The 11,202-nt window shown below is 53.9% G+C and carries 9 protein-coding genes; 4 read left to right on the forward strand and 5 right to left on the reverse strand.

Annotated elements, in window-relative coordinates; translation table 11 throughout:
* Positions 1–16: 16 nt before the first annotated feature.
* Positions 17–1,201 (reverse strand): DUF697 domain-containing protein, encoded by a 1,185-nt coding sequence (locus PHN51_10805; protein MDD2819265.1) that lies wholly within the window; start codon positions 1,199–1,201, stop codon positions 17–19.
* A gap of 47 nt (positions 1,202–1,248) precedes the next feature.
* Between PHN51_10805 and PHN51_10810 the strand changes: the two genes are divergently transcribed.
* On the forward strand, positions 1,249–1,797 hold the full coding sequence (locus PHN51_10810) for a lytic transglycosylase domain-containing protein (GenBank protein ID MDD2819266.1): 549 nt from the start codon (positions 1,249–1,251) through the stop codon (positions 1,795–1,797).
* On the opposite strand, the gene PHN51_10815 is transcribed toward PHN51_10810, so the two are convergent.
* Both PHN51_10815 and PHN51_10820 read right to left on the reverse strand, forming a co-directional pair.
* Positions 1,798–3,870 (reverse strand): alpha/beta-hydrolase family protein, encoded by a 2,073-nt coding sequence (locus tag PHN51_10815; GenBank protein ID MDD2819267.1) that lies wholly within the window; start codon positions 3,868–3,870, stop codon positions 1,798–1,800.
* 26 nt (positions 3,871–3,896) lie between these two features.
* Positions 3,897–5,270, reverse strand: a complete 1,374-nt coding sequence (locus PHN51_10820; GenBank protein MDD2819268.1) for a L,D-transpeptidase family protein — start codon at positions 5,268–5,270, stop codon at positions 3,897–3,899.
* A 181-nt stretch (positions 5,271–5,451) separates the two neighbouring features.
* On the opposite strand from PHN51_10820, the gene PHN51_10825 reads away from it, so the two are divergent.
* Together PHN51_10825 and PHN51_10830 are read left to right on the forward strand one after the other, a co-directional pair.
* Complete coding sequence (locus tag PHN51_10825; protein ID MDD2819269.1) at positions 5,452–9,078, forward strand: multifunctional oxoglutarate decarboxylase/oxoglutarate dehydrogenase thiamine pyrophosphate-binding subunit/dihydrolipoyllysine-residue succinyltransferase subunit; 3,627 nt, start codon at positions 5,452–5,454, stop codon at positions 9,076–9,078.
* A 2-nt stretch (positions 9,079–9,080) separates the two neighbouring features.
* Positions 9,081–9,260 (forward strand): DUF6104 family protein, encoded by a 180-nt coding sequence (locus PHN51_10830; protein MDD2819270.1) that lies wholly within the window; start codon positions 9,081–9,083, stop codon positions 9,258–9,260.
* Here the strand turns inward: PHN51_10830 and PHN51_10835 are convergent, their stop codons facing one another.
* Both PHN51_10835 and PHN51_10840 read right to left on the reverse strand, forming a co-directional pair.
* Positions 9,261–10,229, reverse strand: coding sequence for a zinc-binding dehydrogenase (locus tag PHN51_10835; protein ID MDD2819271.1), 969 nt, complete (start codon positions 10,227–10,229; stop codon positions 9,261–9,263).
* A gap of 44 nt (positions 10,230–10,273) precedes the next feature.
* Positions 10,274–10,579 (reverse strand): S26 family signal peptidase, encoded by a 306-nt coding sequence (locus PHN51_10840; GenBank protein MDD2819272.1) that lies wholly within the window; start codon positions 10,577–10,579, stop codon positions 10,274–10,276.
* A 70-nt stretch (positions 10,580–10,649) separates the two neighbouring features.
* Here PHN51_10840 and sodN point away from each other — a divergent pair, with 70 nt between their 5' ends.
* Positions 10,650–11,045, forward strand: a complete 396-nt coding sequence (sodN, locus tag PHN51_10845; protein MDD2819273.1) for a superoxide dismutase, Ni — start codon at positions 10,650–10,652, stop codon at positions 11,043–11,045.
* The last annotated feature ends 157 nt before the right edge of the window (positions 11,046–11,202 follow it).

Raw genomic sequence — 11,202 nt, forward strand, 5'->3', positions numbered from 1 at the left:
AATGTCGTGTCTCAAACTATGCACGCTTAGTGACCCGCTTGAGAAGTGATGCCCCCGTGCCCGGATTCTGCTTAAAGAAAACAAGAAATTGTTCAGCCACCTGACCACTGGCCCAAAATCGATCACGCTGGGCATCATCAAGGCCAAGAGCAAGCTCACACACTTGCGACCACGCAGCACCAACTGCTTTGGTCATACTTGCTGCGACTGTGGCTGAAATTGCAGAACCTGCAACTGCTCCACCCGGAATAAACTTCAACAAACTTGTCACCGCATACCGACCAGCAAGTGTTGCTCCGCCAGTGAGCACAACCGAACCTGCCATCGACATCGCGCGCGACTTACTTGGCGGCAATCCGTAGGCGGCCGTGATGCGAGCAATCATGGTTATCTGATTTGGAATAAGTAACGCTGCATCGGCAAACGGAATCGGTGTGGCACCAATGCCAGCCGCGATCGTGCATGCCTGATTAATGATCGCGGCTACGGCTTTTTTTTTGCGCCCGATGTCAACAACTTGAGCGGCGGTCAAGGCTTTTTCAGCAACCTCTGGAACTACGGCATATGTGGCATCAAGGAGATCCTGCAAACCAAATACTGGCACATGCGTAAATGCATCAGCTAACGCATTGGTGAGCACAACAGGGCCTGAAATAGGCAAGGAGAGTGCATTGATGTAGGAGGCAAACTCCAGGGCTTCTGGGTGAATGTTTGCGTGATTCGTCGGCACTTGGGTCAACACGACGATGACCGGTAAGCCCAAATTCACGAGCTTGCTGACAAAATCAACTTGAGCCTGCTCGAAACGGCGGTCTGACCATCGCACGAGATACCAAGCAGCATGCAACTGCTCCTGAGAAGGCTTGTGCGAGTACTGATCAACGAGTGCGTGAAGTCCTGACAGGATCGCATCCCCTGCCATACCGGTTTCAAAACCTTCAGCGTCATACAACCCAAGAAAACTATCAGGCAGTGCGTAATGCGTGAGTCCTCGAGTGACAGGCTCGCCAATCCCTGTCTTGGCCACATCGCTACCAAACATCGCGTTCACCAACGTTGATTTACCTACGCCGGTCTTACCCACCACCAGCAGGTTGAACATCCCCAACGCAGCAAAAGCTTCGGCAAGTTTTTGCTCGAACAGCGATTCAACCTGGGGGCGCGAAAGGTCCGGGACCTGGGTATCGCTTTTGTCAGCCACGCTCACACCGTACGCGGTTCTCGCTCGTTTCGGGTTACCGTGGTTCCATGCGTCCCAAACATCGACTTCGATCCATCGTGGTCATAGGAGTTGTTATCGCTGGCCTTATCGTTTCAGGCAACTGGGCATTGAACACAGCAAAGCACTACGGACTTATCGGCCCTGTTCAGGTGCCTTCCGAATACCGAGCCTTGGTCATGAGTTCAGCGCAACGCTGCCCCGCTATCTCAGCGGAAATTTTTGCTGCTCAATTGGCAAAGGAAAGTCGATGGAACCCCAAGGCAACAAGTTCTGCCGGTGCACAAGGCATCGCTCAATTTATGCCTGAAGTATGGGATCAGGTTGGCATCGATGCCAACGGTGATGGCGCTGCAAATGTATGGGATCCACAAGACGCCATCCCTTCTGCCGCAGACTTCAACTGCATCAATCGCAAACTCGTGAAGAACGTGAGTGGCAATCGACTAAAGAACACCCTGGCCGCCTACAACGCCGGGCATGGTGCCGTGCGCAAATACGATGGCGTACCACCATTCCCTGAAACACAAAAGTACGTCAAAGCAATTTTGGAAGATGCCAAGAACATTCGTTGGTGATTAGTGAGCGCTTGCCTTATCTTCAGCAAGAATTTCAGCCTGCGCGGATGCTACGAGTTCCTTCCAGAGATCACCATTGACCTCTTCGGCACTGCCTCTGACATTCCAAGACTTCATTTCACGCTTGAGTGCTTCTTTGGCACGCGCTACTTGCTCTGTGACCACGCGACGCTGGGCCCATTGCAATTCACGGGCGCGCAACGCTTCTTCCATTCTCAGCAATTGGGTTGCAGTTGCAGGAAGGTCATACGTTGAAGTGACAAAGCGAGCAATGTCTTCACGGTAATCGTGACCACGGCGTCCGAAGATGCCAGGAATCACTTCCATTGCATTAATCATGTCTACGCCCGTCAGCACAAACGAGGTTCCTGGACGCCATCGAGAAGACCTTGGCACTCCTTCGGGACGCTCATCAACTGGGCCAAGCCACCAAGGTTGACGCAACAACAAATTTGTTCCGAATTTTGGAATGGGATCGTTGTAATGGCTCAATAAGGTAAATCGAATTTTCTCGCGCTGTTCATCGGGAAGATTGAGGTACTCGCCGTAGTTATCGAGTTCGATCATCACACCTTCAGGATCAATCTTTTCCTTATCTAGGCGCCAAGCTTTTGCGAATTCAGTTGCAGAGGGGGTACCCAAGAAGATTCCAGAGTGCACGAAATCTCGCTCCATCGCTTCAACAGTGCGATGTTGCCAAATATCTTGCATCGTCAACGCGCCTAGGCTCTCGCCAAACAGCACAAACTTTGGTCGCTTCTCAGGTGGCAAACCACGCATATAGCCGGAGATCGCGTACATCACCGCACGGTTTTGTTCAACTGCCAGGCCGGTGCGATTTAGCGACATCGGTGATGGCAATAACGAATATTGAATCGTCGCAATCGCACTGTTGCCAAGTGTTAAATATTCAAGAGCTTCAGCCAAGACATAATTGATGTATCCGGAGCCAGTTGGCGACGCAAAACACAAAACCTCACGATCAAAGGCATTGGTGCGAACCAGCTCATCAATGAGCAGCTCTACTCGCTCTTCCAGAACGCTTGACGTATCCAAACCAACAAATAAGCGGATTGGGTCATGTGTGGCAGGAGTACCCATCACATCTTCGATTTCATCACGCGTCAACACCATGTTGGTGAATCGTCGACCTTCGCGAGAAAGACTGTCGAAAGTCACCAAACTTACTGGACTTCCTGAAACGAAGGGACTCGTTGGTGGGGTTTCGTAAGCCGGCTCAATGGCTGCTCCGCCCTGTTCTACCCGACGGGTTGCATATTCATATCCCGCAGTGAGCGCACCGCCAAGTATTCCAAGCGCGACAATGTGGCCAATGGGGTTTGCGACTTCATCGTAATCTGGCGCAACTCGAAGCAGCGACTTTGAAACCTTTGAGGCCAACAGGCGTTCACCTGCTTGCAAGGCCAACACTCCTGCACCTACACCGATCGCGATGGCCACCGAATTGCGTGTAGAAACCTTGGCAATCGTTGTGTCCCCATATTCCTCAGCATTTTGATGAACGCGATGAATTTCAAATGCCGAAGCAGCGATGCCTGCCGGTAATGCCAATGGGACATATGAGGTCCAACGCAACCCCGGAACCTTCTGACCAATCAGGTCAAAGGTTCCGATGATTCCGCTCAGCGCAGCTCCGGCAAGTGCGACTTTGGAAGAACGTTGAGCAGCCACACGCGTTAAACCGCGGCGCAACTGCTCATCCTCGTGCGCTGGGAGCGCACGGGCGATGCCTTCTGTTATTCCAGCGACAGCAAGGTTTGTGCCAACATTGAACATCAACTTTGTCGCTGATGTGGCGTTGGTGCGATCAACACCGCGAGTCTTCATGACTGCATTGCCGAGCGAATCAATGCTGCTCTGAGTCGCTGTTACTAACGAGAGTGTGGCAGCCGAAATAACACCCGTAGCAATTGCTTGGTCCATAGTCTTGCGTGGCTGTAAACCCGGCTCAAACGATGGACCAACAGCTGCAGCAGCAGCAAAGAGCGCCACGCGCTCTGCCAAACTTCGATTTGGACCCAAGGCACCCACAACGCGGCTCATGAAACTCATGGCGCCAATCCTGCCAGTTGTTCAGGCTAGGTGGTAACCGTTGATGGTCCTGGAGTTGGTGAACTCGGGGCAGGCACGCTGGAGGTGCTTGGCGCTGGAGTGGGTACCTGCGTTGGTACCGGTACTGGCAATGGCAGCCCGCCGAGGGCAGATTTACGCACCCAACTTGTCCATGGGATGTTCCACAGGCCGCCGGAGCCATTACCGGGGGCTGCGGTTTCACCCAAGGTATTCGTGTAGATGAACACGTCGCCTGGAATGGTGTTATCAAAGATCCACTTCGCGTTGTCTTCGAACATGTTGGTGCAACCGTGCGAACCGTTCCATTTACCCAATCGACTTACGGCCCACGGTGCCGAGTGAATGAACTCTCCTGATGGGGTCAGTCGAGTGTTCCACTTGGCATCCAGGCTGTACTGATCCTCAGGAGCGGTTAAACCCAGAGCCTGACTGGTGTAGGTCTTTTGGGGCTCTTTTTTCGTACTAATGACCTTGACGCCATTACGAGTGCGCCAATCGGGTCCGCCTAGTGAAATTTTAAAAGACTTCACTTTTTGACCATCGATATAGACATTCATTACGTGCGCACTGCCATCAACCCGGCCCACGAGCGAACGGGCAGTTTTGAAACTGTAGGTCGTACCAAGGTTTGAACTACCAACCAACGTTGAACCACCACTCACACCAAGATTGGCTGAGTCCAATGACGATGTGATGGTAATCGTTGAGTGGCCAGGCCAAAAACCTGTTGGCCGGTAAATGATTGTGCGCGCATCCTGCCAAGCCCAACGACCGGGAACCAGTTGCGTTGCACCAGTCGAGTCCGAGGTTGCAGACACAGTGAGGTGACGTTCCACAACCGCTTTATTAGGAATATCGCGGGTGAATCTCAACTGCGGCAAGGTGCCGATACCTACCCGGGTTACCGACCCATCCACACCGAGATCATTGCTCGCAGCATCAAAACGTGCGGTGACATTGACACGCGAACGCGGAAGCTTGGCTAACTTGTCTGCGTCTTCTGCGGTTGGAACAACCGGAACACCTGCACCTTTGGCACTGGGCTCACTCGGTCCTGCAGAGTTCACCGAACGCAACGCAACGATGTAGCGCAATCCATTGGTGAGCCCGCCAACCTTGCACACTCCATCAACCGTGCCGCAGCTCGACCAAGTGTTACCAGCATTAGAAGTCACCTGCACATCTGTCACGGGGTAACTGAAGTTATTCACCGGCAAGACGTAAGAGATCTGAAGCGATCCACTTCCCGATGGCGTGACCGCTGCAATTTTTGGCGGATCTGGGTACGGCGCGACCGCCATCGCGGGCGAGGTCACTCCAATCAGGGCGCCGGACAGACCTAAGGCGACGCTGATGCGACGAAAACGTGGGGAAAGCACGCTCTTACTGTAAATCGGGTTATGGCAGGATCCAAACCCAGCGTGATTGAGACGAGGACCACCTTGCCGTTCTCTGGGCACGGGGCAATGGAAGGGCTAATCTTGGGGTTCTGCGCAACTCGAATCCGAGAAGCGCTTTTATCGCGAGCAAATAGCACTCCTGTGTGCGAGAGGATCGGCAGTGGCCACGGAATCCATGGACCCATTCGGCGCTAATGAGTGGCTCGTTGAAGAGCTCTACGACCTCTATAAGCAGGACAAGAACAAAGTAGACCCACATTGGTGGGAGTTCTTTGCCGATTACACGCCACCTTCAGCAGCTGGTGCCCGTCCAGTGACCGCCACTCCTAGTGCCCCAGTTGCTGCGCCCGCTGCCCCAGCATCACCGACCGCTGTAGTGCCAACGAGTGCTCCTGCCACACCTACTGCTGCACCAAAGGCAGCCGATGCCAGCGCTGTTGTTCTCAAGGGTCCCGCAGCACGCGTTGTGACCAACATGGAAGCCAGCCTCACCGTTCCAACAGCAACCAGCGTTCGCGCAGTGCCTGCTCGACTCCTCGAAGACAACCGTGTGGTCATCAACAACCACTTAGCTCGCACCCGTGGCGGCAAGGTCTCCTTTACTCACCTCATCGGCTTTGCCATTGTTAAGGCCGCATCAGAGATTCCAGAAATGAATGGCCGCTACACCGAGCTTGATGGCAAGCCTGCGCTTGTGGCTACTGATCAAGTCAATCTCGGTCTGGCCATCGACATGAGCAAGCCTGATGGCACGCGTCAACTCTTGGTACCGAGCATCAAGGGTGCACAAGATATGGACTTCGCTCAGTTCCATGCCGCTTATGAAGACACCGTTCGCAAGGCTCGCAATAACAAGCTCACGGTCGATGATTTTGCTGGAACCACCATGTCACTCACCAACCCTGGTGGCTTGGGCACGAACATGTCGGTTCCTCGCTTGATGACAGGTCAAGGGTGCATCATCGGTGTGGGTTCCTTGGATTACCCAGCTGAATGGGAAGGCGCATCTGCAGAATCCATTGCTCGTAACGCTGTTTCACGCATCTTGACTCTCACATCCACGTACGACCACCGCATCATTCAAGGTGCGCAATCAGGTGAATTCTTGCGCCGGATTCATCAATTGCTCCTTGGCAAGGATGGCTTCTACGACGAAATCTTCCGCTCACTGCGCATTCCTTATGAGCCAATTCGTTGGGCCAAGGACATCTCCGCTAGCCATGAGACGGACCTCAGCAAGGCAACACGCGTTCAGGAAATCATTAACGCCTACCGAGTCAGTGGTCACTTGCTCGCCGAAGTTGATCCGCTTGAAGCACATCAGCCAGCACACCCAGACCTGGACACCATGGCGCATAGCCTCACCTTGTGGGATCTTGATCGCGTCTTCCCTACCGGTGGGTTCGGCGGCGAACAGCTAATGAAGTTCCGCGACATCTTGAAGGTATTGCGCGATTCTTATTGCCGCACTATCGGCATTGAATACATGCACATCCAAGATCCAGAGCAACGCAAGTGGATTCAGGATCAGGTAGAAGCCCCGTTTGTGCGACCAGAACGCGAAGAGCAATTACGCATCCTTCGCAAACTCAACGAAGCCGAAGCACTCGAATCATTCCTGCAAACCAAGTTCGTCGGACAAAAGCGATTCAGTCTCGAAGGCGGCGATTCACTTATTCCACTGGTTGACGCGATCATGATTGATGCAGCAGACGCACAGTTGCAAGAGGTTGCAATCGGCATGCCACACCGTGGTCGTTTGAATGTGCTCACCAACATCGCGGGTAAGTCATACGCACAGGTCTTCCGTGAATTCGAAGGCGACTTTGGCCCGGAAATGGTTCAAGGCTCCGGTGACGTGAAGTACCACTTGGGAACATCGGGAACATTTACTGCTCCAAATGGTGCCACCACTGGCGTGTATCTCGCTGCCAACCCGTCACACCTGGAAGCTGTCGACCCTGTCCTTGAAGGCATCGTGCGCGCAAAGCAAGACCTGCTGCCTAAGGATCAACGCGATCGCTTGCTTCCGATCCTCATGCACGGTGACGCTGCATTCGCTGGCCAAGGCGTAGTTCTTGAAACCTTGCAAATGTCACAGATTCAGGGCTACCGCACTGAAGGAACGATTCACATCGTCGTGAACAACCAGGTTGGTTTCACCACAAGCCCGCGCTACAGCCGTTCGTCAACATATTCAACTGACGTTGCCCGCACGATTCAGGCACCGATCTTCCACGTGAATGGTGATGACCCCGAGGCTGTTGTGCGTGTTGCGCAACTTGCCTTCGCATTCCGCATGAAGTTCCACAAGGACGTCGTGATCGACATGGTGTGCTACCGCCGCCGCGGTCACAATGAAGGTGACGATCCATCGCTCACCCAACCACTCATGTACAAGATCATCGACAACAAGCGCTCAGTGCGTAAGCACTACACAGAGGCGCTCATTGGTCGCGGTGACATCACTATGGAAGAAGCCGATGAAGCCTTGAAGCACTTCCAAGGTCAGCTCGAGCGCATCTTCCAAGAAACCAAGATCGACCCCGAGCAGGCCTTCAGCGATATTGCTCAAGACATCATTGAACGCGGAAGTCGCGAACTCACTCGCCAAACTCCTGCCTGCGAAGTTGATACTTCGATCACGCAAGAGCAGATCGACACCATCATCGCTTCGCAGTTGCATATGCCAGAAGGCTTTGCCGTTCACCCTCGCTTACAGCCACAACTTGAGCGACGTGCACAAATGGTTGCCGCTGATGAAATTGATTGGGGCATGGGTGAAGCGCTTGCGTTCGGCTCACTCCTCCTGGAAGGCCGCACTATCCGCCTTGCCGGTCAAGACTCACGTCGAGGCACCTTCGGCCACCGCCATGGTGTCATCGTTGATAGCAACACCGGCTGGCAATACAAGCCGCTCAAGCAGTGCTACCGCGATGGCGCGAAGCTTTCAATCTATGACTCACTTTTGAGTGAGTACGCAGCAATGGGCTTTGAATATGGCTACTCGGTTGCACGCCCTGATGCTCTTGTCATGTGGGAAGCACAATTTGGTGACTTTGCCAATGGAGCACAGACCATCATTGATGAATACATTTCATCGGGTGAGCAAAAGTGGGGTCAGCGATCAGCAGTGACCTTGCTGCTGCCTCATGGCTATGAAGGCCAAGGCCCTGACCACTCGTCAGCTCGCATTGAACGCTTCTTGCAACTTTGTGCTCAAGACAACATGACTGTTGCCTATCCATCAACACCTGCTTCGTACTTCCACCTGTTGCGCTGGAAGGTTTACGGCAAGCTCACTCGCCCATTGGTGATCTTCACTCCGAAGTCGCTATTGCGCAATAAGGCTGCGGCTTCTAAGAAGGCTGACTTCACTACAGGAACCTTCCGTGCGGTTATTGGTGATCCAGCGGTCAATCCAGCAAACGTGAAGACAGTGTTGCTGTGCAGCGGCAAGGTTTACTACGACCTCCTCGCTCACCGCGAAAAGACCGGGGCAAACGACGTTGCGATTGTTCGCGTTGAACGCCTTTATCCAATCCCACATAAGACATTGCCTTTAGCCTTGCAGGGTATGGACAATGCTGAAGTTCGCTGGGTTCAAGAAGAGCCAGCAAACCAAGGTGCGTGGAGTTTCATGGCGATGAACTTGCCTGCGATTCTCAATCGTCCGATCACTGGTGTTACGCGTCCGTCTTCGTCATCACCTGCAGTAGGTGTGCATGCACGTCACGAAGAAGAGCAGCACGCATTGGTCGAGCAGGCCTTTGCACCACGAAGCTGATCATGTATTTCACTGACCGAGGCATTGAGGAACTCGAGCGACGCCGTGGCGAGGAACAGGTAAGCATTGAGTGGCTCGGTGAGCGCATGCGTGAATTCGTCGATCTCAATCCAGAGTTTGAAACTCCCATCGAGCGGCTAGCCACATGGCTAGCTCGCCTCGATGACGAGGAAGATGAATAACTAGAGCGTCATCACGATCTTGCCGCGCAACTCTCCGCCATTCATTGCAGCGAAGGCTTCAGCGGCACTTGCTAATGGGAGTACCCGATCAATTACTGGGCGAGCACCTGAGCGAATCAATAGTGCTACAAGCCCACGAAGTTCTTCTGCCGTTCCCATCGTCGATCCTTCAACTTTAAGTTGAAGGAAAAACACCCGATTGAGATCGGCATTGGCGCCACCACCTGATGTGGCACCACAGGTGACGATAGTGCCACCCGGACGCAGTGCCCGCAGCGAATGCGACCACGTTGCTTCACCTACAGAGTCAATAACTGCATCAACTTTTTCAGGGAGACGAGCGCCTGTTTCGAAAACCTGCTCAGCACCAAGCTCTTGTGCCCAAGCACGCTTTGCTTCATCGCGCGAGGTGGCCCATACGCGCATACCTAAAGCCTTTGCCAGCACAATTGCCGCAGAGGCGACGCCACCTGCAGCACCTTGAACCAACACGAGGTCACCTGCCTGAGCCCCTGACTTGGTCACCAGCATCCGGTAAGCAGTGAGCCAAGCAGTTGGCAAACATGCGGCTTGTTCAAATGAAAGTTCTGCTGGCTTATCGATCAGGTTGCGAGCTGGCACACGTACCTGCGTCGCCATCGCACCTGAGTAGACCTCACTGAGCAATGAACGCTTGGGATCTAAAGTTTCGTCGCCTCGACCCTTTGCCGGATCACCAATCACACCGTGCACAATGACTTCTCTGCCGTCTTCTGTAATGCCCGCTGCATCTGTACCCAAAATCATCGGGGCTTGATCTGCGCTGAGGGCCTGACCTTTGAGCGCCCAGAGATCATGATGATTGAGGCTCACGGCCTTCACATTGACCGTTACCCAATCTTCAGGCGTTGGCAGCGGATCAATTTCCCCTACGGAGAGAACGGACAGGGGCTCGTCGGCATTGATGCCGGATGCGTAAACAGCGAACATCGAGTCAGCGTATCTAGATCACGCCGGCAACACGTGCGTTATGACTATGACCTTCGAAACAGTGGCCGAATCCGCACCACCAAACGAGCCACCACCGCATCAAAGGGCACCGCTCCGTACCGCGAACTATCGATTGCCCCTTCTGGATTGTCAGCAATGACCCACCAGCCCTCGGCAACCGCATGGGACACCCGCTTCACTGCGAGCAGCCCGGTTCGACCTGGTTCATAAAAGACGATGACCTGCCCTGGGCGAGCCTTGGCTCCCTGCCTGGCTAGCCAAACCTCGTTGTTACGCAATGCCGGCTCCATCGACGGTCCAATGATCTGGATCGTGGTGAGCGGCGCCATGACTGCATCCTTGCGTAGGGCTGGAAAGCCACGGGCTAGGCTTGGCCCAATCTCCAACGAAAGGGATCACATGCGTTTGTTCTCACCACGTCTCGTGGCTTATGCACACTGCGATTTGCCTTGCGGCATTTACGACCCAGCTCAGGCACGTCTTGAAGCAGAGTCAGTGAAGGCTTGCATGCAGAAGTACCACGGTTCAGACGACCCTGATTTCAAGGCACGCGCTGTTGCGATCAAGGAAACCCGCTCAACCATGGTTAAGGAACACCTCTGGGTGCTCTGGACTGATTACTTCAAGGCTCCTCATTTTGAGAAGTACCCCCAGCTCAATGACCTGTTCAACCAGGCCACCAAGCTTGCCGGTGCCGGTGGCACCAAGGGCACCGTCGATGTTGCAGTTGCTGACCAGCTCCTTGCAAAGATTGACGAAATCGCAGCGATTTTCTGGGAAACCAAAGCTGTATAAGTTCACAAGTTCTTCAGGGCCCGCGGCGCGAATCTTGGGTTCTAGGGGTCGATGCAACACCTGAGTAGTGCAGGGGTTGCGATGACAGACAAAGTTAGAGGGCGTCGTTCTTCGGGACGGCGCCCTTCTGCGCGTCAGATTCAGTTCATGGCGTTGT

This window comes from Candidatus Nanopelagicales bacterium (assembly GCA_028687755.1).
Classification (GTDB): Bacteria; Actinomycetota; Actinomycetes; order S36-B12; family S36-B12; genus UBA11398.